Here is a 26,272-nt window from a genome sequence, read left to right on the forward strand (position 1 = left end):
GTCTATGGCAGCCTCGCCTATTTTACCGGAGATTCGAAGATCTTTACGCTGCGGCGCTATCTGAAGTTTGCAGCCGTCTGGGCGGCTGTAGTCCTTCTGTGGACGGGGGCGCTGTTAAAGGCGGACACCGTAATGGCGGCAAAGGATGACCGTATGGAGGACGTAACCGGATTCTTTCTGGCGACCGAAATCCAGGGAAACGGCTACTATGAAGAGGATGAGCCGGGAGGGATTGACACCATTTTCCGCATTCTTCGGGATGCACTTTACCAGGACGGGAATCCCCTGGAACGCTTAAGCCCTGATGTGCGGGTGCCCGAGGATGAACTGCAGCTTCAGATTTTTCTTGGAAAATACCGGCAGGATTCCATGATCTGCGAGGTGAATCCGAAGGAGCATTATCTGGTGACGGAGCACGGTACGGTATACCGGGTGCCGGAAGAATTCTCCAGATATATGGTTCAGTACCAGGAGGACTGTTTGGAGTCCTTATATGATGAATACGACGGGGAGGAGACGATGACAGATGAAGAAACTGGCGGAATGGAGAATTAAAACGAAGAAAGACTGGATCCTTGCGTTCCTGTTTACGGCCCTGATGGTCTATGTGGCGGCGGTCCGCTTTTTTCACTGGAAGATCATCAATTTTATGCAGAAGTTCATGCCGGATAAGATGAGTACCATGAACCTGCCGGAGGGATATGGAACGGTGCTGTTCTGCGCTTTAGGCATGGCGGTGATCACGATGGCAGTGCTTGCGCTTGAGCACCAGAAAAAGAAGTATATAGCGGCGGCGGGGCTGGCCGGATTCCTGATTGCCGACTGCGCGCTGGGCGGCTTCGTATTACACTGCCGCCTGATCGTACAGCGGGGTTATGAGGAACCGGCGGCTTCCGCCTGGATCGCCTTACGTGATGAGAATGAGAATGTGAATCTGGCGTCCGGAGACGAGACTCTGGCGCGGCTTCAGATGCTGGCATTTTCCCTGGAGAGGCAGCCGGCCGAGAGACAGGCGGAGCTAAAAAAGCTGGTGAGAGAAGGGAAGCAGGCCCGTTCGTTTGTTTGGTTCTCCTTTCCGGAGAAATATTTTCACGGATACGATCCTATATTTAATATAGAAGAAGGACTGATTTATATGGACCGCGGGGATCAAAATATGGTGTTTTACAAGGATAACGGTTTCATTGAGTGTGTAGAAGAACTGAAAAACACCATGATTGAGAAAAAATGATTGAAGAAATGGTGATGACTGCCAATAAGAAAAATATCGGCTCCCCCAGCTTATCGTAACCACTAAAGTGTTTCTTTTACCAAAACGTTTTAATTGCACTTGCTTAACGAGTGTTCCGGTGCTATAATTGAGACGAACAGGGGGTGCGTGATGAAAAAAGTAAGTATTAAAGATGTTGCTAAGGAAGCTGGAGTATCAATTACTACGGTTTCCAGGGCATTGAACGGTTATATGGATGTCAGCGAGAAGACGAGAAAACATATATTAGAGGTGGTGGAGCGGCTGGATTATGCGCCGGATTTGAACGCCAGATCTTTGGGAGGAAAGGCGGATACAACCATAGCACTTTTAACGTCAGAATTGACGCCCACGAACGAAAGCGGTTTTGTTTACGGTTTGATCAGCGGTTTATTTCGGCAGTGCAACGATATGGGCTGTGAGTTTGTCCTGCTGGCTACGAATACGATGAAACAGCAGAAGCTGAGCTTTCTTCAACTGTGCAAGAGAAAGAATTTAAGCGGCGTCGTGGTCACAGGACTGAAGGTGGATGATCCCTATTATCATGAAATCCTGGACAGCGATATTCCCTGTGCTATCATTGACATGCCGGTCAGAGGAAGGAAAAAGTGTGAGATTGCGGTTGATAATGTGGCGGCATCCAAAGAAGCGACAGCGTATCTGATCGGGCTGGGACACAGAAATATAGGCATGATCAATGGCGGAAAAACAGCAGATGTCAGCGGCCAGCGGTATTCCGGCTATGTGTCCGCACTGGTGGAGGCGGGGATTCCTCTTCAACTGGATTATATGAAGTACTGCGATTTCCTGGAGGATACGGCCTGCGAAAAGACGGAAGAACTTTTAACAAAGTATCCGGAGATTACCGCTCTGTTCTGTGCCAGCGATGTGATGGCAATCGGGGCGATCCGGGCGGTTGAGCAGATGGGAATGCGGGTTCCGGAAGATATATCAGTAATGGGCTTTGATGATATCCCCATTGCTCCCTATGTCTATAAAGGGATATCTACAGTCCGGCAGTCACCGTTACTCATGGGTATCGAGGGGGGGAAGGCGATATGGAAGATGTTAAGCGGTGAAGAGGTAGACAGCCGCGTGATCCTCCCTCATGAGATGGTGATCCGGGGGACGACCGGAAAGGCGAGAGTCTGATTGGAAAATATAAAAAAGTGCCAAATTTTTTATCAAAAAATAGGCACTTTTTTTATTTACAAACAAGGAGAGCCGCGTTATAATTAAGTAACGAAAACGTTTTGGAAAAAACGCTGTATGAAGTGGAAGCAAAAGAATAAGAGTCAGGAGGAAAATGCGGATGAGGAAACCGGGATGCGTATTAAGGATATTGTGTGGCCTGGTGGATTTCCTGCTCATCATGATTCCGATTCAGTTCGTCATGATGGGGGTTTTCTCGGTATCACTGAGTCAGGCGGATCTGCTGTTTAAGCTGCTGTTTGCTGTGTATGGAGCATTGCTGACAGAGTATATGGGCATGACTGCAGGCAAGTATTTCGGAAAACTCAGAGTCGCCGATAACCGTGGAGGAAAGGCGCCCATACTTTACGTGGGTTTGCGGGAACTGACGAAGTCCTTATATCTGATACCGTGGCTGGGCTGGGGGCTTGCATTGGTCAGTCTTGTGATGATGGCTGTCCGCAGGGATGGCAGAACGCTTCATGATCTGGTCGGCAACACCAGGGTGATGACGGCGAGACGGTTTGAACAGGAGGAGAGGGAGTGAATCTATGAATGGAATGACTGAGAATTCTCTGCTGGCAATGACTGATCCGGTTTTGCTTGTGATCAGCGCGGCAGCTATCTGCTTTCTGGGTTATTTCTGTGCCAGACGGTTTAAGAATACAAATGATTTTGCAAAGAGTGTAAAGTTGTATTTACCGCTTATGGCAGTTGCGGACTGCATCATTGTATGGGGATGGAACCTGGATATTTTGCTGCTGGCCGGTATCGATATCTGCGGTTTTATTGTAATGGCATTGGCGTCAAATTATTATTTCTACCATGGATCATGAGTATTTTTTTTACAGCATAACAAAAACGCTTTGGTAAAACGGCTTTAATATAGGAAAATCAGGAGGAAAGTTTTTATGAAGACAACTATGGATTACTCGAAGGCCGCAGACTGGATTATAGGCGAGAAGGCATTTGACAGCCGTCTGTTGGGGAAATGCGAGTCGATAATGTGTCTGGGTAACGGATATTTCTGTATCCGCAGCGCTGCGGAGGAACGGTATGTGCGGGAGAAGCGGGACTGCTTCGTGGCAGGGACATTTAACAAATTTGACGAAAATGAAGTGACGGAGCTGCCCAACGCGGCGGATCTGATGGCAATGGATTTAGAACTGAACGGGCAGCCGTTTACTTTAGAACAGGGAGAGATTAAGTCCTATTACCGTCAGTTGAACTTAAAGACAGGAGAACTGACGCGGACCGTAGACTGGTTGTCTCCGGATGGAGATGAATACCGGTTCGTTTTTGAGCGGATCGTATCCATGAAGGAAAAGCATGTGGCGGCTCAGAGGATATCGGTTACGCCGGTGACCCGGGATACAGATTTCCTGATGATTACGGGAATAGACGGCAGCATGAACAACAGCGGCGTGCAGCATTTTTCTGAAGGCGACAAGCGGTTCTATGAGGGAAAAATCATGCAGGCCTGCCAGACCACGACACAGTCGGGAATTGGATTTGTGCTGACCGCACAGGCTTCATTTACGCTTAATAAAGAGGTATATACGCCAAAACAGCATATTGCCATGGATCGGCGGAAAATCTTCTGCGAATATCAGGGGACTGTTCCGGCAGGTAAGACGCTGGTTATGGAGAAGATCGGCAATATCTATACGACGCGGGATCGGGAGATGGAGGAGCGCTCTTTAAAAGAATTGCAGGAATATGCACGGACCGCCTTAGAGAAAAGCGCGGAAAAAGGGTATAAGGCCCTGGCAGCAGAGAGCGCTGCCATGTGGAAGGGGCGTGTCTGGGATAAGACGCCGATTCTTATCGACTGCGAGGATCCCATGGACCAGCTGGCAATCCGGTTTGCCCAGTATCACCTCTATGTGATGACACCGGCTCATGATAACCGCATGAATATCGGCGCCAAGGGGCTCAGCGGAGAAGGTTATAAGGGACATACTTTCTGGGATACGGATATCTTTGCCCTTCCGTATTTTACGTATACAGATCCGGAGGTGGCTCGTTCTCTGGAAGAATACCGCTATCTCTCTCTCCCTGGCGCTCATAAGAAGGCCGAGGGGAATCAGTATAAGGGGGCCCAGTTTCCATGGGAATCCGCATGGTTGGATGACGGGGAGGTGACGCCTGTCTGGGGGGCAGCGGATATTATTACCGGACTGCCGACCAAGATCTGGTCCGGCTTTATTGAGCAGCATATCACAGCGGATGTAGCATACGGCGTATGGCAGTATTACATGGTGACTGGCGACCAGGATTATATGGACCGGTATGGTTATGAGCTTCTTATGGATACTGCGATATTCTGGGCTTCCCGGCTGGAATGGAGTGAAGAGGACCGGATGTATCACATTAACGATGTGGTGGGTCCGGATGAATATAAGGAGCATGCCGATGACAATGCGTATACAAACTATATGGCGCACTGGAATCTGGGAATCGCGATTACTTATTATGAAGATTTGAAAGAACATCATATAGACATTTTTGAGCGCCTGAATGCGAAGATGGGACTGGACGCGGCCTGCAGGATCTGGAGAGAACGCCGTCCCCTCATTTACCTGCCGCAGCCGCGTAAGGAGGACTTAGTGATACCGCAGGACGCCAATTATCTTAGCTATCCGGTTATTGACTTAACCAAATACAAAGAGCGGGCGGAAGTGGGGAGCCTGTTTAAGGATTATAACTTAGAGACGGTAAATCATATGCAGATATCCAAACAGGCGGATGTGATGATCCTGTTCCTGCTGATGGAAGATTTGTTTTCACCGGAGGTGAAAAAGGCCAACTGGGATTATTATGAGCCGAAGACGCTGCATGATTCCTCATTATCTTTGTCTACCCACGTGATTCTGGCAAGCGACCGAAAGGATAAGGCCCTGGCTTATCAACTGTTTTCCCGCGCTGTCCGAATTGATGCGGGAGAAAATATGAAGTCTTCCAATGATGGAATCCATGCTGCCTCGATCGCCGGCATCTGGCAGTCTGTGGTCTACGGCTTCGGCGGCGTGCGCATGCTTCACGGAAAGCTGCGGGTATGCCCGGCTCTTCCGGATTCCTGGCACAAACTGGATTTTGCCATTTTCTGGCATGGACAGAGGCTTCATATGGTGATTGACAGGAATACGCTCACGATTACCAATGAAACCGGTACGAGAGCAGTAGAAGTGGAAGTATATGGTCAGAATTACCAAATCAGGGACAGCATTCATGTTCAATATGCCGAACTGTAATTATAGTACAAATTAACTCTTGAAAACAAAAACGTTTTGGTGTATATTATGATTATCCAAAACGTTTTTGTAAAAGGAATTCATGTTAAAACTGACCAAGAAAGTGACGCGGCATACACAGACATAGGAACAAAATGGAAAAGAAACAGATCAATTGAATAGGGAAGATGGAGGCAGTATTATGAGAAAGAGTATCAAAAAGGTATTAGCACTTGGAATTGCAGCGGTTATGGCCTTATCACTGGCGGCCTGCGGAGGCGGTACTTCCGGAAGTACACAGACAGACGGCGCAGACAAGGGGGCAGCTCCTGACAGCGCGGCTGCGGACGGCGGTTATTCGGGAAAGACCTTATCCATCGGGATCTGGGGGGGCAATGACCAGGAGTCTGCGGCGATCAATCAGGTAAAGGCGGATTTCGAAGCGAAGACAGGCGCAAAGGTGGAGGTCAAGGTTTATACAGATTATAACACGCAGATTCAGGCGGATTTTATCGCCGGCACGGCTCCGGATGCATTTTATATTGATGCGATTATGTTTCCGTTCTACAGCGGGCTGGGGGTATTGGAGCCTCTCGATCCTGTAGAGATGGGAACCGACGCTTATTATGAAAATCTGTTGTCGGCCTTTACGGCAGAGGATGGCACGGTCTATTGTATTCCCAAGGATGTATCAACACTGGCTACTTACTATAATATCGGTCTGCTGGAATCCGTGGGAGTCAGCCCGGACGATATACCGGCATCCTTAGAGGATTATAAGGACTTTCTGGTGGATTTACAGGGAAAGCTGGATGAAAAATACGGCAAGGGCCAGGTAGCGGCCATGACCTACAATCAGGATCTGGCCAGGAACATATACATACTGGAGGCTGGCGGCTACAGTGTCTCCGATGATAATGGCAATGCCCGGTTAAGCAGCGACGGTGTGGTGGACAACATGCAGTTTATGGTGGATCTGGCACTGACTGGCGCCTGGAAGACACCAACAGATCTGGGCCTTGGCTGGAACGGAGAGGCCTTCGGCGTCGGCAAGGCAGCGATCATGGAAGAAGGAAACTGGGTCTATACCTCTCTGATAAATGTGTACAGCGATATCAGATTGAGGGTGAAGGGGATGCCGACCTACAAGGGAACTCAGTACTCCATGTCCTTTACAGTTGGCTGGGGCGTATCCTCAGTATCCAGGGAGAAGGAGCTTGCCAGGGAATGGATTCGATACGCAGCAGGTGAGGAAGGGATGAAGACCTGGTGTACGGGAGCCGGATGTCTTCCCTCCAGAGCCGATGTAACAACGGCCATGGACGTGGAGAGCGACCCGGTCTGGAAGGTACACTCCGACATGATCAACGTGGCGCTTCCGTGGCAGAAGGGAACCACCATCGACATCATCAACAGCGCATATAAGAATTTTATTCCGGCGGCGTTCAAGGGAGAGCAGTCACCGAAGGAGGTTTTGGAGCAGATCGATAAGCAGGCAAACAGCGAGATCGCAAACGCGATGTAATGCATAGTGGGGAGATGGAATTTGTGGAGAAAACGAAAACAGTAAAAAGATGTTACACCGGATATGAGAAAAGGGAGCATGTGCAGGGATACGTATTTCTGACACCGGCCATCATCATCTTGTCGGTCTTCATTGGCTTATCGGTCCTGTTTGTCATCTACCTGTCCTTTCATAAGGTGAATTTATTTACCAGAACCTATGAATTTGTGGGGCTGCAGAACTATAAGAGGGTCTTTACTGATGATATTGCGAGAATCGGTCTGAAGAATACCCTGATGTTTTCGGTGGTCGTAGTACCGGTACAGACAATCATGGCGCTGGTTATATCATCAGTGTTAAACAGTAAGATTAAAGGGAAATATTTTTTCCGGACCGTATATTTCCTTCCGACACTCACCTCCAGCTCTGCGCTGACCATGATCTTTATGTTTATGTTCAGCGTGAGCGGTCCCATCAACGGGGCGCTCTTAAAGCTGCATGTGGCAGAGCAGGGCATCAATTTTCTGCAGGAACCGGCATTTGCACTAAAGGTCATTATGGCGATGAATATCTGGTCCACGATTCCCATGTATACAACCATGTACTTAGCCAGCTTACAGGATTTACCGGCTTCCATGTATGAGGCAGCCGACATAGACGGGGCGGGGCCCGTCAAACGTTTTTTGTATATCACGGTTCCGTATTTAAAACCGATCACCACGTATGTGCTGCTGACAAGTATCATTGGGACTCTGCAGATGTTTGATCAGGCATATATCTTTTCCAATGGGTCCGGTGGACCGGCCAACTCCACATTAACAGTATCATTGATGGTATACAAATATGCGTTCGGAACCCAGAACGCCATGGGCTACGCAGCAACGTTAGCGCTGATCCTTGCAGTTATCATCATGGTCATCTCGATGTTAGCGGAAAAGGCCAACAGTGAAGAACGAGTCTATTAAGGGGGAGACAATATGAAAAAACACATGAAACCCGGAATGATTGGTTTGTATGCGATTCTTATCCTGGCGGCGGTCATAACGGTATATCCGTTTCTGTGGATGGTATCCGCGTCATTTAAACCGTTAAAAGAGATCGTTGGCGGTAATCTTGCACTGATTTCCGATGAGATGTCCTTTGACAACTACAAGTACATCTTTGGCCGTTCCTCTTTATTTCCGAGATGGTTCGTAAACTCCCTGATCATCTCGGTGATCGGAACCGCGGTGAATGTCTTCATCAATACCATGGCCGGATATTCTTTATCGAGGCTGTCGTTTCCAGGCAGGGATACCATTTACCATCTCTTCCTGGCCCTGATGATGGTGCCGGCACAGGTACTTTTGATTCCAAACTATCTGATATTACAGAAAATGGGACTGCTGGACAGCTATTCGTCCTTAATTCTTCCGGCGGCGGCCAATATCGGCAACATTTTTCTGATGAGGCAGTTTTTCATGAACTTCCCGAAGGAGGTGGAAGAGGCGGCCAGCATCGACGGGCTGGGGCGTTATGCCAGATTCTTCCGGATCTGCATGCCTTTAGCCAGGCCGACGATCGCTACCCAGGCGATCTTCGTGTTCATGGGCTTCTGGAATGAGTTTACCAAGCCCATGCTCTATATCAAGACAGCATCCAAATATACGCTGACCCTGGGGCTTCAGAGTTTTCAGTCCCAGAACGCAGGGACCATGTGGAACCAGGTGATGGCGGCGGCCTGTATCTCGGTTTTCCCAATCATCATTATTTACTTGATTTTTAATAAATATTTTTTGGTAGGAGTACGAATGGATGGAGAGAAATAATTTAAAAGCAGTGATTTTTGATTTGGACGGCGTGATCACGGATTCAGCGAAGTACCACTATCTGGCGTGGAAGGAACTGGCGGACGAACTGGGGATTCCTTTTGATGAGGAATATAATGAGAAGCTGAAGGGTGTGTCCAGGATGGAGAGCCTGGAGTTAATCCTTGCAAATGGCCGTGGAAGAGTCTGGAGCGAGGAAGAAAAGGTCCGGATGGCGGAGAAAAAGAATGATAATTATAAGGAACTGATCAAACAGATCACTCCGGCTGACTTACTGCCGGGGATAGAGGAATTTTTGCGGGAACTCAGAGATAACGGTATCCGCATCGCGCTGGCATCTGTCAGCAAAAATGCTCCGTTTATCCTGCATCAACTGGAACTGGAGGAATACTTCGACTATGTGGCAGATGCGGCGAAGGTGGAACATGCCAAACCGTTTCCGGACATCTTCCTGGCAGGCATGAACGCGTTTGGCCTGCGGCCGGAGGAATGCGTGGGGATCGAAGACGCCAGAACCGGGATCGAGGCGATCCATCGCGCGGGCATGAAGGCAGTTGGAGTGGGGACGCCGTCGGAGATGGAAGAGGCGGACTTTATCACGGATACGGCGCATTTGCGGCTGGATGTGGTGAAGCGAATCGCGGATTAGGAAAACAGGTACCCTGTGAGGTCAGATGCAAGTTCATGGTTATAATACGGATGTTTCCCCGAATATAAGGGCGCCTCCAGGTTATAGCCATGAACTTGTTCTTATATTGATCTGTGCCGCGGAGACTGTGAATCAATACAATGAAAGATAGGAGAAAATGCATGAATGAGAAGACATGGTGGAAAGAAAGCATAGTGTATCAGATTTATCCCAGGAGCTTTCAGGACAGCGATGGAGACGGGCTTGGAGATTTAAATGGAATTACCAGCCGAATGGAGTATCTGAAGCAGCTGGGGATTAATGTGATCTGGCTTTCTCCAGTCTATGAGTCGCCCTGTGACGATAACGGTTATGATATTAGTAATTATCGGGAGATTTTAACGGATTTCGGTACGATGGAGGATTATGACCGGATGCTTTTAAAGGCTCATGAGTGCGGCATCCGTATTGTCATGGACCTGGTGGTGAACCACACATCAGACGAGCATCCGTGGTTTGTGGAAAGCAGAAAATCCGTGGACAACCCATACCGGGATTTCTATATCTGGCGGGAGGGAAGGGACCGGAAAGAGCCGAACAACTGGGGTTCCTGTTTCTCCGGTTCCGCCTGGCAGTGGGATGAGGAGACAAGGATGTATTATCTTCATTTGTTTTCAAAGAAACAGCCGGATTTAAAATGGGATAATCCCAGGGTGCGGGAGGAAGTCTATGATATGATGCGTTTCTGGTGTGAGAAAGGTATTGACGGATTCCGCATGGACGTTATCAGTATGATCTCCAAGGACGACCATTTCCCGGATGGAGAAGTGGGGCCGGACGGATACGGTGATTTCAGTCCTTATGTACGCAACGGCCCTCATGTCCACGAATATTTAAAGGAGATGAATCGGGAAGTCTTATCGAAATATGATCTGCTGACCGTAGGGGAGTGCTCCGGTGTCACTATAGAGGAGGCTAAACGGTATGCGTCCGCAGACGGCTCGGAACTTGACATGGTATTCCAGTTTGAGCATATGGACTTAGACGGCGGTGAAACCTTTAAATGGAACGACCGCAGCATTGATTTGGTGGAGTTAAAAGCGGTCTTATCGAAATGGCAGGTGGAATTGGATGGAAAAGCCTGGAACAGTCTGTACTGGTGCAATCATGATCAGCCGCGTATGCTTTCCCGTCTGGGGAATACCAGCCCTTCTTACCGGGAGACGTCTGCCAAAATGCTGGCGATATGCCTGCATATGATGCAGGGCACCCCCTATGTGTATCAGGGAGAGGAACTGGGCATGACCAACGCACCGTTTGAGAAACTGGAGGATTTCCGAGACATTGAAAGTATAAACGCCTATCATCAGTATGTGGAAAACGGGAGATTTGATCATGATACCATGATGCGGTATTTGCGGTATAAGAGCCGGGACAACGCCAGGACGCCCATGCAGTGGGATGACACGGAAAACGCGGGATTTACAAAGGGGATTCCCTGGATTATGGTGAACCCTAACTATCGGGAGATTAACGCAGCGGATCAGATGGCGCGGCCGGATTCCGTATTTCATTTCTATCAGAAGCTGATCCGGCTTCGGAAGGAACATGAGATCGTGGTATACGGCCATTATGAACTGCTGATGCCGGATGACCCTGAACTCTATGTGTATACGAGGGAGTGGAATGGGGAGATGCTGCTGGTGGTTTGTAATTTCTCTGACAACGAAAGACGGTTTGTATTTCCAGAAGGGCTGGATGCGAAGAAGGCCGAATTGTGGATTGGAAACTATCCGGAAGCACAGGCGGCGTATGATATGGTGCTGCGGCCATATGAGGCGATGGTATTTTACTTTGGCAGGCAGATGAGAAACAGGGCTGAAGGAACCATTCATGGTTAAATTATAAAAGAGAGTAGGACGCGAAGGCTGAACCGTTGCGCGTTTTGCGCAGATGCAGTGTCTCCGGCTTGACTTTACAGGCGGTTTGTGACAAAATAGGTAGTTGTAATGAATGAAAAACCTGGAAAGAAAAGAGGTCCTTAAACGATATGACAAAGATTGATATTATATCCGGCTTCCTTGGAGCCGGTAAGACGACTTTTATTAAAAAACTGCTGGAGGAGGCCATCTCCGGTGAGCAGGTGGTTTTAATTGAAAATGAGTTCGGGGAGATCGGCATCGACGGCGGATTCTTAAAGGATTCCGGAATCGAGATCCGTGAGATGAACAGCGGCTGCATCTGCTGCTCCCTGGTCGGTGATTTTGGAAAGTCCCTGGCGGAGGTGCTGACCAAATACAAGCCGGACCGTGTGATCATCGAGCCGTCAGGCGTGGGCAAGCTTTCTGACGTCATGAAGGCAGTCAGAGATGTGGCGGCGGAGATCGAGGTTACCTTGAACAGCGCGGTTACCATCGTGGATGTGGCGAAATGCCGGATGTATATGAAGAATTTCGGCGAGTTCTTTAATAATCAGATCGAGAACGCAGGAACGGTTGTTTTAAGCCGTACCGACATCACCGCCATGGACAAGGTAAACCAGGCTGTGGAACTGATCCGTGAGAAGAATCCGAAGGCCGTGATCGTCACAACGCCATGCAGCCAGTTAAGCGGAGCCCAGCTTCTGGAAATCATCGAGAAGCCGGATACGATGGCGGAAGACTTGATGAAGGAAGTTGAGGAGCACCGTCATCACCATCACGACCATGACGGCGGGGCGTGCGGCTGCGGGCATGAAGCTGAGGCGTGCGGCTGCGGCCATGATCATGAGCACCACCATCATCACGACCACGATCATGAAGCTGAGGCGTGCGGCTGCGGCCATGATCATGAGCACCATCACCATCACGACGGCAATCATGAAGCTGAGGAGTGCGGCTGCGGCCATGACCATGAGCACCACCACCATCACGACGGCGATCATGAAGCTGAGGAATGTGGCTGCGGCCATGACCACGACCACCATCATCATCACGACCACGATCATGAAGCTGAGAAGTGCGGCTGCGGCCATGATCATGAGCACCACCACCATCATGACGGCGAGGCCTGCAGCTGCGGTCACGATCACCACCATGCGGACGAGGTATTCACCAGCTGGGGTCTTGAGAATGTTGCGGCCATGAAGAGGGAAGACTTAGACCGGATTCTGGACGAACTGGCATACGGTGACCAGTACGGCGAGGTGCTTCGCGCCAAGGGCATGGTTCCTGGAGAGAAAGAGGGAAGCTGGCTCTATTTCGACCTTGTACCGGAGCAGTATGAGATCCGTGACGGATCACCGGAATATACCGGCAAGGTATGCGTGATCGGCGCAAAGCTGAAAGAAGACGAATTAAAGAAAGCGTTTGGCAGGTGAGAAGATGGAGTACACGGATACATTAGATGACGATTTTATGCCGGTGTTTCTGATCAATGGATTTTTAGAAGCCGGTAAGACCCAGTTTCTCCAGTTCACCATGCAGCAGGATTATTTTCAGACCGATGGAAAGACCCTGCTGATCGTCTGCGAAGACGGTGATACGGAGTACGATACAGAACTGTTGAAACGCACCAAAACGGCAGGTATATTCATCGAGAGCATGGACGAGCTCACGCCGGAGCGTCTTCTGGAGCTGGAGCTTCTCTATAATCCGGAGCGCGTCTTAATTGAGTGGAACGGCATGTGGAATCAGGATGACTTACAGCTGCCGGACGACTGGCGTGTATATCAGCAGATTACCATTATTGACATGTCCACCTTTGACTTATATGTGGCTAATATGAAGCCTCTGCTGTATGCCATGATTAAGAATTCTGAACTGGTTATCTGTAACCGGTGTGACGGGATCGAAGATTTATCAGGCTACCGCAGGACCCTTAAATCCATGTGCCAGAGAGGCGAGATTGTCTTTGAGGATTCAGAGGGAGAGATCGACGAGATCGCGGACGAGGATCTGCCTTACGATATGAGTGCGGACGTGATTGCAATTTCGCCGGAGGCCTACGGCATCTGGTATATTGACTGTATGGACAGGCGGGACCGCTACGAGGGAAAGATTGTGGAATTTACGGCCATGGTATTAAAGAGCCCGGAATTTCCGAAAAATTACTTTGTCCCGGGACGTATGGCCATGACCTGCTGTGAAGCCGACATGACGTTCCTCGGATTTGTCACGAAGGCCAGAGAAGCGAAGGACTTACAGACGAAGCAGTGGGTAAAGGTCCGGGCCAGGATCGCCTACGAATTCTGGAAGGACTATGAGGGCGAAGGCCCTGTGCTCTATGCGGAGTCTGTCCAGCCGGCGGAGCCCATCCGGGACGTGGTACAGTTTTAACAAAATTTCCTTTGTGCGGAGTGTGCGCCCCCCGGAGGGTTTTGGTTTCATAGGACAGCTTTCCTATGAAATAAAAAAAGAGCCTTGAGGCGGAACTGTCATGGTCCCGCTTCAAGGCTCTTTCGAGTTTGCAGTGTTTTGTAATGAATGATAAAGCTACATCTGTGGTACCGGTGTCGGTCTGGCCGGATCGAATACGTCCGGGACGTTGAACAAGTCGCTTAAGCTGTCCGGATAGTAATACATGCGGTAGCCATCCAGATTCCGTCTGCCCTGGCGGAAATGGTCCGGTCCCAGCTGCATCCAGTAAGGCGTGCTGGCATCCACGTTGCAGAAATATCGGAATCCCAGTGATTTTAAATAGGTAAAGCGTTCATTATCATCCGTATAAGGCTTCCAGGTCCCGATATCGCTGCCAAAGGGGTAGAGAATGATATCGGTAGGACCGATCAGGGATTCCACGTTCTTTTCCCATTTATCTGCGTCCATCCTGAAGTGTTCCATGGAGATTGTGCCCAGATTGCGGTGGCCCCAGCTGTGGGAAGCCAGTTCCCAGCCGTGGTCTCTCAGGCACTGTGCGACTGCGGCCGCCTGTTTGCGGTCCTCCTCGTAATTGGGATTGGTGTCCTTATAAGATTCATCTGTCCGGTATCCAAGAATTCCATTGTAGCCCGTAAATGCGATAATGGCTCTTGCGCCCTTATAAGAAAATCCCGGGTGTTCTTTAATGAAGGTTTCCAGTATGGGAACGAGATCGAAATCTCCGGTGATGACGCTTCCGTCATCCTGTTCCATCTCTGTGGTGGGATAGCCGTCTTCCCCGATCACCATGCGGGTGGCGAAGCCGTCTCCCTTCATATATTCATAGTAGCACACGTCATCCTGCGACATGACGAAGGCCTTTTTCCCTTCGGGAAGCATGATGTCGCCGTAGACAAACTTCGGATTGCCGTTTTCGTCTGTCGTCTCATGGGCGAGATCATGGATCTTTACGAGAACGTAGCCCTTATCGTACATGGACTGCATCATCTTGATAAACTCGTCTTTCGTCGTCATCATCTGGTTGTATCCGCCCTCCCGGTTGTCTCCGTCGAAGGCTTTGGAGGTATCGACGATCAGAGAGTGGAAGAACACGTGGGTGACTTCCTGGGGATTGACGCGGACCAGCCGGCTCATCTGATCCGTGTAGGCGGCGACGGCGTCTGCGGCTTCCTTCGCGGAGGCGTAGCGGCTGTCGGAGGTGATCAGATTGATGGCGCCTTCATAATCGTACTGCAGGGCCAGGCTTTCCGCCTGTGTAAGGAGATCGATCAGACCGGTGTCCTCTGTCTCCGACGCCGTGGTGATGACCTCCGGAGGGGATGCCTCCGCAGTGGTCTGGGTGACGGATGCCTTGATCGCCCCCAGCCCCTTGCGGTGCCGGCCCAGTATAATGCCGCCCGTGACTAAGGCGGCAACCAGTAAAATTCCTATCATAATGACAATGATATTATGTAACGTGCGGCGGCGCTTTTCCTGCTGACGCCGTTCACGGTATTCTTCCATATTCATGTGATAACCTCTTTTTCCAGTGTATTGAAGGAGCTCTGGGCGGCCGGATCAGACAGATGCTTCACAGAAAGTGACACATTGCTTTACCCGAAACCGTCCTGGATACCGGACACAGTACAAACTCCTGAATCAGTATACCATACTTTCAGACAGGATGAAATCGTATCATGGGAAAATTAAGGAAAAATTTTTGGCAAAAAGTGGCATAGGAATGGAAATCCCACCCATACAATGAAACAAAGGATTTTTTCAGGGGAAATTATGAAACGATTGTTAGCTCTTGTTTTAAGCATGCTGCTTTTCCTCTGTCCGCCTCATGCCGCGTGGGGGCAGGAGCCGGACATTGCCGTGGCGTCGGACATGGTAATCCGGTCGGAAGAGGCGAAGACTGTAAACGCCGAGGGAGGTCCATCCATACAGGCGCCCAGCGCTCTGCTGATGGAAGCTTCTACCGGACAGGTAATATACGAAAAAGATGCGGATACGAAAAGGAGTCCCGCCAGCATTACGAAAATCATGACTCTGATCCTGATTTTTGATGCCCTGGATTCCGGGAAAATAAAAATGACCGATGAGGTGGTCACCAGCGCACATGCCAAGTCCATGGGCGGCTCCCAGGTTTTCCTGGAAGAGGGGGAGACCCAGACGGTGGAAACCATGATCAAATGCATCGTGGTGGCATCAGGAAACGACGCTTCCGTGGCCATGGCGGAATACATAGCAGGAACAGAGGAAGAATTTGTGAAAATGATGAACGAGAGGGCGGCCGGACTTGGCATGACCAACACCCATTTTGAGGACTGCTGCGGCCTGACCGATTCGCCTACCCATGTGACGACGGCCAGAGATATCGCCCTCATGTCGAGAGAACTGATCAACAAGTATCCCCAGATCCATAATTACTCCACCATCTGGATGGAGAACATCACCCACGTGACGAAACAGGGAACGAAGGAGTTTGGTCTCTCCAACACGAATAAGCTGTTAAAAATGGCGACCAACTTCAATGTGACCGGTTTGAAGACGGGGTCTACGTCTCTGGCTAAATACTGTCTGTCGGCGACCGCGGAAAAAGACGGTGTCCGCCTGATCGCTTCCATTATGGCGGCTCCCGATTACAAGGCCCGATTTGCAGACGCCCAGACGCTGCTGAACTACGGCTACGCAAACTGCCGCCTGTACGAGGATAAGGAGATGCTTCCGCTTCCGGAGCTGGTGGTGGATAACGGCGTCGTGGACAGCGTCCCCTTAAAATACGGCGGCACCTTCTCCTATCTGAGCTTGAACGGGGAAGACCTGGCTGCCATAGAGAAGGAACTGGTACTGCCGGAATCCATAGCGGCGCCGGTGGAGGAAGGCCAGAGCGTGGGCGTGATCAAATACAGCCTGGCGGGAAAGAAGCTGGGAGAGGTTCCGGTACTCACGGCTGGAGCGGTGAAGGAAGCCGGGTTCATGGATTACTTTAAGAGAGTGCTGGCGGGATTCGCAGTTTGACAGCGCGGCGCCGGAAAGAAAATGAAAAACGGGAGGAAAAGCGTCTCATGCTTTTCCTCCCGTTTATTATAGAAGACCTCCAAACTGTAAGAACAGCGGAGCGAATACCAGGGATACAATGGTCATCAGCTTGATCAGGATATTGATAGATGGTCCCGACGTATCCTTGAACGGATCGCCTACCGTGTCGCCGACGACAGCCGCCTTGTGCGCGGAGCTGCCCTTTCCGCCGTGGTTGCCTGTCTCGATGTATTTCTTCGCGTTATCCCAGGCGCCGCCTGCGTTGGACATGAAGATGGCGGTGAGAACACCGGTCACCAGGGCTCCGGTCAGGAGTCCGCCCAGGGCTTCCGGCCCGAGAATCAGTCCGACGGCCAGAGGGACGAGCACGGCCATGAGGCCGGGAAGAAACATTTCGCGGAGCGCGGCAGTGGTGGAGATGGATACGCAGGAGGCGTAGTCCGGCCGGTCGGTCCCTTCCAGAATGCCCGGCTTCTCGTGGAACTGCCGGCGCACTTCCTCGATCATCTGGTGAGCCGCCTTCGACACGGATTCCATGGTCATGGAAGAAAAGAGGAAGGTGAGCATTCCGCCGATGAACAGTCCGACGATCACATGAGCATTTAAAATATCAATCGTTTTTAAATTTACTGCTTCCGCATAGGAGACGAACAGGGCCAGGGCGGTTAAGGCGGCGGAACCGATGGCAAAGCCCTTTCCGATGGCCGCCGTGGTGTTGCCGACAGAGTCCAGCTTGTCGGTGATTTCGCGGACCGAATCGTCGAGACCGGCCATCTCCGCGATGCCGCCGGCGTTATCTGCGATAGGACCGTATGCGTCGATGGCGACGGTAATGCCGGTGGTGGAAAGCATGCCGACAGCGGCCAGGGCGATTCCGTAGAGGCCCATCAGGCGGAAGGAGACGAGAATGCCGATGCAGACCAGCAGGATCGGAATCGCGGTGGACTGCATACCAACGGCAATTCCGCTGATCACGGTGGTAGCGGACCCGGTCTCAGACTGTTTGGCAATCTTTTTCACAAAACGATAGTCGCCGGAGGTGTAGATCTCCGTGACGAATCCGATCATAACGCCTACAAGGAGTCCGGCGATGATGGCAAAGGCGGCGTTGAAGCTGCCGAAATATATGTAGCTTAAGAGGAAGGAGGCGGCCACGACCAGGGCTGTGGCGCTGTACTCTCCGCTCTTTAACGCGCGGTGCGGATTGGAATTGTTGCCGGCTCTCACGATCAGGGCTCCGATGATGGACGCCACGACTCCGCAGGCGGAGAGCAGCAGCGGGAAGATGACGCCCGCTTCCTGGTAGAATACGATACCCAGTGTCAGCGCTGAGATCAGAGACCCTACATACGACTCGAACAAGTCAGCCCCCATACCGGCCACGTCGCCCACGTTATCGCCTACGTTGTCTGCGATGACGGCCGGGTTCCGGGGATCATCCTCAGGAATTCCGGCTTCCACCTTGCCGACTAAATCGGCGCCCACATCGGCCGCCTTGGTGTAGATTCCGCCGCCCACACGGGCGAATAAGGCGATGGAGGAGGCGCCGAGGCTGAAGCCTGCAAGCACTTCCACATCCTTTGTAATAAGGAAAAGCGTTCCGACACCGAGAAGTCCCAGTCCGACGACGGCCATACCCATAACACTTCCGCCGGAAAACGCCACGGATAAGGCCCGGCTCATACCGGAGGTCCTTGCGGCGTTGGCGGTACGGCAGTTGGCGCGGATCGCCGCGCTCATGCCCAGATAACCGGCGATGGTGGAGAAGGCGCTGCCCACCAGGAAGCAGACGGCCGTAGTCCAGCTTCTCGTACCAAAGCCGATCACGACGAAGAGGACAGCGACAAAGATGATGAGGACACGGTATTCCGCGGTCATAAATGCCCTTGCACCTTCCGCGATCGCGTCCGCAATCTCGCGCATCCGGTCATTTCCCGGGTCCTGCTTAATCACGTGAAGACGCAAAAAGACGGCGAACAAAAGGCCGATCAGGCCGATAACGGGTACAGACAGTATCATTTTTTCCATAATAACCCTCCCAATTTTCATGATATTTGTGCAAATTGATACCTGTGTAAACCATTGTAGCAGATAAACTGCGAGAATACAACAAAAAGTTTTAGATAACCTAAAAATAATTTAGAATAATTTGTTCTGCAATTTAGTTGACAAATAATATTATACGATATATAATATAACCATACTATACAAGATATAATATAGAACACAAAATAATATTATACTAAACAATAAGAGAAAGGTCGAGTGAGTATGGAGACGAAACGTTTATACCGATCAGTAAAGAATAAGGTGATTTGCGGCGTGTGCGGCGGCATCGGAGAGTATTTTAATGTGGACCCGGTTATTATAAGGCTTATATGGGTAATTCTGATGTTCTTCCAGCCATGGCGTCATATGTTCCATTCGTTTGCGGGATTTTCCCTCATCGGCGGCAGCTTGGTCGTTTATTTCATCGCGGCAGTGATCATACCGCGGGCACCCTCAGATGACGGAAGCCGTTAAAGGCCGTTCGGGAGTTACTGTTCACGGCCAGTATCCCGCGAGGTGTTTTTTGTGAGTGCAGCGAAGCGAAAGTCACAGAAAACCCGAGGGTAGCAGCGCGAAACGGTGTTTTTGCCGTTTCTGTGCATCGCGAAGCGTGTTGCTGGTCACGGAGTGAACAGTAACGTTCGGATCTGACTGAATGAGAAGATAGGAGTGGGAATATGGTTTTTAACACAGGTGCAGCCCTCCTTGACGCGATCGTACTGGCGGTTGTGTCAAAGGAACAGGAAGGGACTTACGGATATAAAATCACACAGGATGTGAGGAGTGTCATCGACATTTCGGAATCGACCCTTTACCCGGTGCTTCGCAGGCTTCAGAAGGAAGAGTGCCTGGAAGTCTATGATATGGCTATCGACGGCAGAAACCGCAGATATTATAAGATTACGGAAAAGGGCAGAGTACAGCTGAATTTGTACAAAGGTGAGTGGGCAGGCTACTCCCGGAAGATATCTCAAATCTTTGAGGAGGCATTAATATGAACAGGGAAGAGTTTATGAAGGAGCTGGAATATCTGCTTTCCGATATTCCGGATGAAGATAAGGCGGAGGCCATCGGCTACTACAGAGATTATCTGGAGGAAGCCGGAGATGAGAATGAGGAAGCGGCTATCAAGGAATTTGGAAGCCCGGAGCGCATCGCGGCGATTATCCGTTCCGATCTGTCCGGGCATTTGGAAGACGGCGGGGAGTTCACGGAGAAAGGGTATCAGGATGAACGGTTCCGCGACCCGAATTACCAGGTGGCGAAGCGGTATGACCTGCCGGACGCTGTGGAAGGACAGAAGACAGAGGAACATGAGGAAAAGAGAGAGAATCAGCCGAGAACCAACCGGACAGTGAAGATCATCCTGTGGATTATCTTAATCATTGTGGCGTCTCCGGTCCTGTTTGGAATCGGTGGCGGGCTGGTCGGGATGTTCGGCGGCCTCTTCGGACTGCTGGTAGCGGCTGTAGTGCTCGTGGGCGTCCTTACCGGAGTGCTGTTTATCTGTGGGATTGCACTGCTCATAGTGGGTATCGTGTCGATGGTGATTCATCCCTTAAGCGGGATACTGGTTATCGGCATTTCCGTACTGACGCTGGGATTTGCCTTTGCATGTCTGGCTTTATGCGGAGCGTTTTACGGTAAGTTTCTGCCGTTTCTGTTCCGTTCGATTGTGAATGGAATCAGTGGTTTACTCTATGGAAGGAGGAGTCGTTCATGAAGAATTTTACGAAGGTATGCCTGATAGCAGGCGGCGTCTGTATTCTGATCGGAGGTGGAATTACCACTGTGGCGGCCGCCATGGGCGGCAGACTGTCGGATGTGTCTGCTTACCATTACAGCTGGCTCGGCCATGATATCGCCGATGGCATTACCCGTGACATCAGGTCGGGGATGGACGATCTCAGCCGCGACCTGTCGGATAATTTCGACGACAGCTTTGACGAGCTGGGCCGCGAATTTGATGATATCGGCCGCAGCATCCATGACAGACTGGATGATGGGGTATTAAACGAGAGTACATTTTCTGAGATCTACGCCAGGAAGCTGGATCTGGAGGTTCGAAGAGGAAAGGCCGTTATAGTATATGATGCTCCGGCGGATAAGATTGTTGTCTCCAGTGAGGAAGATATGGCTCGCTGGAATGTCTACAGCGAAGAGGATGAACTGAAGGTAACGGTTGGGTCCAAGACCTGGGATTCCCATGATTATAAAGACACGGTGATCTATATCCACGTTCCGGCAGATTACCGCTTTGAGAAGGTCGAACTGAAGGTCAAGGCCCAGAGTAACAATAAGATAATCAACAGCGATAATGGTCCTGCCATTGTGGCGGAAGGCTTGAAGGCCGGCAAGATAGAGATCGACGCATCTGTCGGCGCAGTAAGAGTGACCGGAGCCGACACGGGAAAGCTGGAGGTTGATTCCGATGTGGGAGCCGTGCAGTTTGAAGGAAAGGTAGACGGCGATGTGGACACGGAATGCAGCGTCGGCGCTGTTAAGCTCGACCTGGCGGGAGCGAAGGCAGACTTTAACTACGAGATCAAGTGCAAGGTAGGCAGCATTACCGTTGACGGCGAGGGATTTTCCGGTCTTTCCAGGGGAAAAAAGATCAATAACGGGGCGGCCAAAAAGATGGAACTGGACTGCAACACAGGCGCGATTGAAGTTAAATTTCACTAATACAATGGAAAACATAGAGAGAACAGAGAGGAGATTCGAAGATGGATGACAGAGAGACAAGAAGATTATATCGTTCTGATACAGATAAGATGATTTGCGGCGTATGCGGAGGAATCGGTGAGTATTTTAACGTTGACGCCACGCTGATCCGGCTCTTATGGGCGGTGCTGGCCTGTTCCGGCACGGGCGTTGTGGCCTATTTCATCGCGGCGATCATTATTCCCCGCAGATAGGAATTACGCGGATACGATTGCCATTTTTGCTCCGGCTGCTTTTGCGGCCCGGAGCTTTTTTTTCATGAAAAATGAACCATTTTATTTCCTGGAGGCTCTTATATACAGGTGCACCAAAAACGGAAGGGAGAGAAGCGATGAACGAAACTGAAATCGTAATACAGATGCAGCAGGGTAAGGAAGAGGCGTTTGACCTCCTGTTTGATATGTATAAGAATAAAGCGTTTCGGCTGGCGTATCTTATTTCCGGCAGTTACACAGACAGTGAGGATATTGTTCAGGAGGCATTTGTAACATGCTATGTGAACAGGAAGCAGTTGAAGGAACCCGCCTGTTTTTCGAAATGGCTGTATCAGATCATCACGAGGTCGGCATGGCGGTACTGCAGGAAGCGGAAAAAGGAACAGCCGGTGGAGGAGGTCTTTGACGAGTTTAAGGAAGATCCGTCCGAGGCACCCTGCGAACAGGTGATCCGGCAGGAAGAAAAGGACCGGGTCTATGAGGCCGTCTGCGCCCTAAACAGAAAACAGAAGACCGTTGTCATCTTTTATTATTATCAGCAGCTGACGACGAGAGAGATCGCGGATATTCTGGGCTGTATGGAAGGAACGGTTAAATCGCGGCTTCATACGGCCAGGAAAAAACTTTCAAAGGATCTTGAAGACATGGGATGGCAAGAGGAGGAGAAAATATGGACGAAAAAAAACTGGATTCTCTGATCACGGATACACTCGTTGAGAGGGCAGAGCGCCTTTCTGTATCTCCTGAAGTAAAGCAGCTTGTGAGGCAGAAGATTTCTGAGGAAAAAAAGGAGAAAACGAATATGAAACATCGGATCAGCGGAAAAATAGTAATTCTGGCGGCGGCCCTGTGCCTGCTTGGAACCATGGGCGCGGTGGCGGCAGGAAGGGCGGCAGGACTTGTCAGCCATTCCAATGGGAACGATCCGGTCTACGGAAGCTACGGGGAACTGAGAAGTAATGTGAAGCAGGATCTGGGATACTCCGTAAAAACGGTGGAGTCGCTGGGAGAAGGATGGGATTTCCGGAGGGCTTCCATTGGGAGCGTGCAGGCTCAGGATGAGACGGGAACTGTGATCGGTACGTATCTGAACCTGAAGGTCTGTTACGGCGCCTCTAAGAAGGAGGAGGTCAGCCTGATCGTCAGACGGCCGGGAAGCCTTGTCAGCGAAGATGTGAGGCAGCCTGACGCGGCAGGGGAACACGGGGGAATCGAACTCCGCTATTACTGTGACAGGTACAAATTCCTTCCGGTTGGAACCGAGATATCCGAGGAAGACAGGCTGGCCGAGGAGCGGGGAGAACTGTTCCTTTCCTATGGGTCCGACCAGACAGAGATAAACGATTACTATACCGTATCGTGGAAGGACGAAGGAATCAGCTACTCTATCCAGTCCTCGGATCAGAGCTTTACTGCAGATGAGATGTTTGCAATGGCGGCGGCAGTCATTGATGGGAAATAATCGCAGGTTCCCTGTCAGCCGCAGCGCCTGACGGTTCGGGGCTCAGCAGGACGGAAGTTTCAAAGACGCCGTCTTCATACCGGAACCGGGTGATACCGTGGTACTGGTCTGCGATGTGGCGTACAGACATGGTACCGATGCCTTCCCCAGCGTGATGGGAGGAGAGGAAGATTCCGTTCTCTTCCCGGATATCCCCGGAGTAGGAGTTGACCACAGACAGCGTGACCATGGAGCGGCCTGCCATTCCCAGCTTCATGCGGATAAATCGTTCCCCTTCCGTTTGCCGGAGGCATGCCTCCACGGCATTGGACAGTAAATTTCCCAGTATGGTACAGAAGTCTACCTCGGGAACTGTCAAAAGGGAAGGAAGCCGGATCTCGATGGAGACGGCAACCCCGCTGCTGACGGCTGTGTTTTCATAATAGCTGATGATGGAATTGACCGCATGATTATCACAGTACTGTTTCAGGGCGTAGCTGTCGGTCTGCTTTAAAAACTCTTCAATGTAGCGGAGGCATCCCTCATAGTCCCGGCGTTCGGCGTATCCCCGCATGGCCAGCAGATGGTGGCGGAGATCGTGCCGGGCCTTCCGGGTTCCCTCAATGTTGTCCTGCAGAAGGCTGTACTGCTTCTTCTCCATCTCTGTCAGCAGTTCGGCGGTGTGAAGCTTTTCCCGCAGAACGATGTTCTGGGAGGTCTCCGACAGCAGCCGGAAGATGCAGAGCTGGCAGAAAAACATACCCGGATACCAGATCAGGGGAAACAGCAGCATGGAATTCTTATTTCCGGTCTCAATGGCGGTATAGTACGGATTGAAGCCGAGCCGGTAGAGAAAGAAAAAGGACACGGGAATAATCCATAAATAGTTCCAGATATTCATGCTTTTTGTGCTGGCGATGGCCGGACGGATACATACCTTGAAGAAGTGGTAGAGTACCGGTACAAGGAGAATATAGACGGTCAGACGGCACAAAAAACCGGTGGCGGTCTGGCTGCCGGAAAAGGAAGCTGAATGCCAGATCACACTCACCAGGTCGGAGATCATATTGGTTCCATCCAGATAGTTGCGCGCCGCAAATACTATGAAGATGGTGACGAATATACTTTCACGAAAAAGCCAGGACAGAAAGAGGATGATGACTGCCAGGCTGTAGATAGAATATAAGGTCTTAAATGAGTCTCCGCCCCCAAACAGGGGGCGGAGCAGAAAGTAAGAACCGGTCGTAACAAAGAATAAAAGAACCAGAATAAAAAAGCTCCGTACGCCGTTTACCCGTAAACGGCCCCGGAAGAACAGCAGGATACAGAAAATAATCGTCAATAGTTCAAGCCCGACGGATAAGACGGAAAAAGGGAACTCCATTATACGCCTCCGCTCAGCCGCAGAAACTGATAGTCCGCGTAGCACTGGTGAATTTCCTGACGGTTCTTCCGCGTAATCGGCACCCGCTCATCGGTATCCATGATAAAGTCATTCTTTTCTAAAGAGATCACCCGGTCCATGTTGACGATGCAGTTTCTGTAACAGCAGAGAAACTGGGGATAACAGAGAAGATAGGGTGAAAATGTCTCAAATTTCATGTAGGAACGGATCGTTCTCGTTTTTGTGTGAATCTGAATATAGTGATTAAAGTAATCTGTAAATATAATATCATCGAGCCGTATCTTAATCATGGTCCGGCTTTCCTTCACTTCTATGTACCGCGCGTGGCTGCGCATGGACCGTTCGCAGTATTTTAACGTGTCTTTAAATTTCTCATAGGAAAAAGGCTTTACAAGATAATCAGAAACCCGCAGTTCAAATCCCCTGACCGCAAAGTCACTGCTGTTGGTAGTAAAGACCATCAGGCAGTCCGCATCGCTGTTTCTTACCTTCTCCGCGATCTCCAGTCCATTGATTCCATCTAAAAAAATGTCGATAAAAAGCAGATCATAAGCCCCCGGCCTCCAGCATTCCATAAACTGTTCACCGTTTTCAAATAGGTCGATCTGCCTGTATATGGGATTCCCTGAATAATATTCCTTAATATAGCCGGATAACTGTTCCCTCTGTGCTGAAGAGTCATCTATGACTGCAATACGCAATGTTATCACTCTCCTTCGTTCATATAGCATACCTTTAAAATTATATCATATTATCGACAGACCTGCTGGAAATTTTGGGTAAAAACAGGGTAAATACAGTAAACTATGGTATATTTTGGTAAAATGTGTCATTGGTGCTGTCGAAAACTGGCACACGGGGCCGCCGCCCCATCCTGCAAATCAGAAAACCCTCCGGTCCGGATGTTTAAGGGGTCTCATAACGGGCATACTCTCCTTAGATTCGAGAAAGGAGCAAGCCTGTAATCATGTCAAAAGGAAAAAAGAACGAACCATTCGATCCTCACAATTTAAAACCAGAGGAAATACTTAAATTCGAAATTGCCACGGAGTTAGGTCTCAGTGACAAAGTAATCAACGGCGGCTGGCGTTCCCTCACCGCGAAAGAAAGCGGCCGCATCGGCGGTCTCATTACGAAACGTAAACGCGAATTGAAACAAGAGGCTTTAGAAGAAAAGTAAGAACTGCGCCACAGCGCTTAAGGAGAGGGGAAGGGAGACCGGAGCTGACAAACAGACGGTTTCCCCTCCCCCCTCCTTTTCCTCCCACATACCCCTGCTTAAAAAAACTTGCCACCCCCCTCGCTATCCATTATAATATACGGGAAAGAGGAAACAGCGATGGAAGAGAAAAAGTTGAGAAGTGGTTTTACCACGGGTACGTGTGCAGCCTGTGCGGCGAAGGCTGCCGCGGTTATGCTGCTGCAGCGGGAAGCGGTGGAGTG

27 protein-coding genes are annotated in these 26,272 nt (G+C 50.4%); 23 read left to right on the plus strand and 4 right to left on the minus strand.

Annotated elements, in window-relative coordinates:
• From ACLTD4_RS23995 to ACLTD4_RS24055, 13 genes are all read left to right on the plus strand, one after another.
• On the plus strand, nt 1-555 hold a 555-nt coding region (locus ACLTD4_RS23995), incomplete at its 5' end, for a hypothetical protein (RefSeq protein ID WP_412331614.1).
• A complete protein-coding gene (locus ACLTD4_RS24000; protein WP_117621595.1) occupies nt 527-1,231 on the plus strand; it encodes a hypothetical protein in 705 nt (234 codons plus the stop codon). The genes ACLTD4_RS23995 and ACLTD4_RS24000, both read left to right, overlap by 29 nt.
• A 150-nt stretch (nt 1,232-1,381) precedes the next feature.
• Entirely contained in the window at nt 1,382-2,401 is a 1,020-nt protein-coding gene (locus ACLTD4_RS24005; RefSeq protein ID WP_117621596.1) for a LacI family DNA-binding transcriptional regulator, read from the plus strand.
• Nucleotides 2,402-2,561: 160 nt separating this feature from the next.
• Complete coding sequence (locus ACLTD4_RS24010; RefSeq protein WP_181991264.1) at nt 2,562-2,987, plus strand: RDD family protein; 426 nt, start codon at nt 2,562-2,564, stop codon at nt 2,985-2,987.
• 4 nt (nt 2,988-2,991) lie between these two features.
• The gene (locus tag ACLTD4_RS24015; RefSeq protein ID WP_055657085.1) at nt 2,992-3,276 is read left to right on the plus strand and encodes a hypothetical protein; all 285 of its coding nucleotides are present in this window, start codon (nt 2,992-2,994) and stop codon (nt 3,274-3,276) included.
• 75 nt (nt 3,277-3,351) lie between these two features.
• Nucleotides 3,352-5,694, plus strand: a complete 2,343-nt coding sequence (locus ACLTD4_RS24020; protein WP_412331615.1) for a glycoside hydrolase family 65 protein — start codon at nt 3,352-3,354, stop codon at nt 5,692-5,694.
• Nucleotides 5,695-5,875: 181 nt separating this feature from the next.
• Complete coding sequence (locus tag ACLTD4_RS24025; protein WP_412331616.1) at nt 5,876-7,198, plus strand: extracellular solute-binding protein; 1,323 nt, start codon at nt 5,876-5,878, stop codon at nt 7,196-7,198.
• Nucleotides 7,199-7,221: 23 nt separating this feature from the next.
• Entirely contained in the window at nt 7,222-8,142 is a 921-nt protein-coding gene (locus tag ACLTD4_RS24030) for a carbohydrate ABC transporter permease (RefSeq protein WP_207643207.1), read from the plus strand.
• Nucleotides 8,143-8,154: 12 nt separating this feature from the next.
• Nucleotides 8,155-8,985 carry a carbohydrate ABC transporter permease gene (locus ACLTD4_RS24035; protein WP_117621600.1) on the plus strand — a complete coding sequence of 277 codons (831 nt, stop codon included), beginning with the start codon at nt 8,155-8,157 and terminating at the stop codon, nt 8,983-8,985.
• A complete protein-coding gene (gene pgmB / locus ACLTD4_RS24040; RefSeq protein WP_117621601.1) occupies nt 8,972-9,634 on the plus strand; it encodes a beta-phosphoglucomutase in 663 nt (220 codons plus the stop codon). Before ACLTD4_RS24035 ends, pgmB begins: the two co-directional genes overlap by 14 nt.
• A 161-nt stretch (nt 9,635-9,795) precedes the next feature.
• Nucleotides 9,796-11,514: a glycoside hydrolase family 13 protein gene (locus tag ACLTD4_RS24045; protein WP_412331617.1), complete on the plus strand. Its 1,719-nt coding sequence runs from the start codon at nt 9,796-9,798 to the stop codon at nt 11,512-11,514.
• A 149-nt stretch (nt 11,515-11,663) separates the two neighbouring features.
• Entirely contained in the window at nt 11,664-12,971 is a 1,308-nt protein-coding gene (locus ACLTD4_RS24050; protein ID WP_320995724.1) for a CobW family GTP-binding protein, read from the plus strand.
• A 4-nt stretch (nt 12,972-12,975) separates the two neighbouring features.
• The gene (locus tag ACLTD4_RS24055) at nt 12,976-13,929 is read left to right on the plus strand and encodes a GTP-binding protein (RefSeq protein ID WP_002603471.1); all 954 of its coding nucleotides are present in this window, start codon (nt 12,976-12,978) and stop codon (nt 13,927-13,929) included.
• 156 nt (nt 13,930-14,085) lie between these two features.
• Here ACLTD4_RS24055 and ACLTD4_RS24060 read toward each other — a convergent pair whose 3' ends face one another.
• Entirely contained in the window at nt 14,086-15,480 is a 1,395-nt protein-coding gene (locus ACLTD4_RS24060) for a polysaccharide deacetylase family protein (protein ID WP_117621604.1), read from the minus strand.
• A gap of 261 nt (nt 15,481-15,741) precedes the next feature.
• On the opposite strand from ACLTD4_RS24060, the gene ACLTD4_RS24065 reads away from it, so the two are divergent.
• On the plus strand, nt 15,742-16,974 hold the full coding sequence (locus tag ACLTD4_RS24065; RefSeq protein WP_412331618.1) for a D-alanyl-D-alanine carboxypeptidase family protein: 1,233 nt from the start codon (nt 15,742-15,744) through the stop codon (nt 16,972-16,974).
• 66 nt (nt 16,975-17,040) lie between these two features.
• Here ACLTD4_RS24065 and ACLTD4_RS24070 read toward each other — a convergent pair whose 3' ends face one another.
• The gene (locus tag ACLTD4_RS24070; protein ID WP_117621605.1) at nt 17,041-19,023 is read right to left on the minus strand and encodes a sodium-translocating pyrophosphatase; all 1,983 of its coding nucleotides are present in this window, start codon (nt 19,021-19,023) and stop codon (nt 17,041-17,043) included.
• A gap of 243 nt (nt 19,024-19,266) precedes the next feature.
• On the opposite strand from ACLTD4_RS24070, the gene ACLTD4_RS24075 reads away from it, so the two are divergent.
• The 7 genes from ACLTD4_RS24075 to ACLTD4_RS24105 all read left to right on the plus strand — a co-directional run bounded on the left by ACLTD4_RS24075 (nt 19,267) and on the right by ACLTD4_RS24105 (nt 23,445).
• Nucleotides 19,267-19,518 carry a PspC domain-containing protein gene (locus ACLTD4_RS24075; RefSeq protein ID WP_002603475.1) on the plus strand — a complete coding sequence of 84 codons (252 nt, stop codon included), beginning with the start codon at nt 19,267-19,269 and terminating at the stop codon, nt 19,516-19,518.
• Nucleotides 19,519-19,721: 203 nt separating this feature from the next.
• Nucleotides 19,722-20,042, plus strand: a complete 321-nt coding sequence (locus ACLTD4_RS24080) for a PadR family transcriptional regulator (RefSeq protein ID WP_002603476.1) — start codon at nt 19,722-19,724, stop codon at nt 20,040-20,042.
• Nucleotides 20,039-20,767: an HAAS signaling domain-containing protein gene (locus tag ACLTD4_RS24085; RefSeq protein ID WP_117621606.1), complete on the plus strand. Its 729-nt coding sequence runs from the start codon at nt 20,039-20,041 to the stop codon at nt 20,765-20,767. The genes ACLTD4_RS24080 and ACLTD4_RS24085 overlap by 4 nt, the downstream gene beginning before the upstream one ends.
• A complete protein-coding gene (locus tag ACLTD4_RS24090) occupies nt 20,764-21,729 on the plus strand; it encodes a DUF4097 family beta strand repeat-containing protein (RefSeq protein ID WP_117621607.1) in 966 nt (321 codons plus the stop codon). The genes ACLTD4_RS24085 and ACLTD4_RS24090 overlap by 4 nt, the downstream gene beginning before the upstream one ends.
• 41 nt (nt 21,730-21,770) lie before the next feature.
• Nucleotides 21,771-21,962, plus strand: coding sequence for a PspC domain-containing protein (locus ACLTD4_RS24095; protein ID WP_002603479.1), 192 nt, complete (start codon nt 21,771-21,773; stop codon nt 21,960-21,962).
• 137 nt (nt 21,963-22,099) lie between these two features.
• Nucleotides 22,100-22,681 carry an RNA polymerase sigma factor gene (locus tag ACLTD4_RS24100; protein WP_117621608.1) on the plus strand — a complete coding sequence of 194 codons (582 nt, stop codon included), beginning with the start codon at nt 22,100-22,102 and terminating at the stop codon, nt 22,679-22,681.
• Nucleotides 22,654-23,445, plus strand: a complete 792-nt coding sequence (locus tag ACLTD4_RS24105; protein ID WP_117621609.1) for a hypothetical protein — start codon at nt 22,654-22,656, stop codon at nt 23,443-23,445. The genes ACLTD4_RS24100 and ACLTD4_RS24105 overlap by 28 nt, the downstream gene beginning before the upstream one ends.
• Here ACLTD4_RS24105 and ACLTD4_RS24110 read toward each other — a convergent pair.
• Both ACLTD4_RS24110 and ACLTD4_RS24115 read right to left on the minus strand, forming a co-directional pair.
• Entirely contained in the window at nt 23,429-24,808 is a 1,380-nt protein-coding gene (locus ACLTD4_RS24110) for an ATP-binding protein (RefSeq protein WP_117621610.1), read from the minus strand. The two genes, ACLTD4_RS24105 and ACLTD4_RS24110, sit on opposite strands and share 17 nt — an antisense overlap.
• Entirely contained in the window at nt 24,808-25,530 is a 723-nt protein-coding gene (locus ACLTD4_RS24115) for a LytR/AlgR family response regulator transcription factor (RefSeq protein ID WP_117621611.1), read from the minus strand. Before ACLTD4_RS24115 ends, ACLTD4_RS24110 begins: the two co-directional genes overlap by 1 nt.
• 266 nt (nt 25,531-25,796) lie before the next feature.
• On the opposite strand from ACLTD4_RS24115, the gene ACLTD4_RS24120 reads away from it, so the two are divergent.
• Nucleotides 25,797-26,009 carry a small, acid-soluble spore protein, alpha/beta type gene (locus ACLTD4_RS24120; protein WP_002603484.1) on the plus strand — a complete coding sequence of 71 codons (213 nt, stop codon included), beginning with the start codon at nt 25,797-25,799 and terminating at the stop codon, nt 26,007-26,009.
• 159 nt (nt 26,010-26,168) lie between these two features.
• Nucleotides 26,169-26,272: cobalt-precorrin-5B (C(1))-methyltransferase (locus ACLTD4_RS24125; RefSeq protein WP_412331619.1), on the plus strand; the 104-nt coding region annotated here is incomplete at its 3' end.

It is taken from the genome of Hungatella sp. (genome assembly GCF_046966825.1).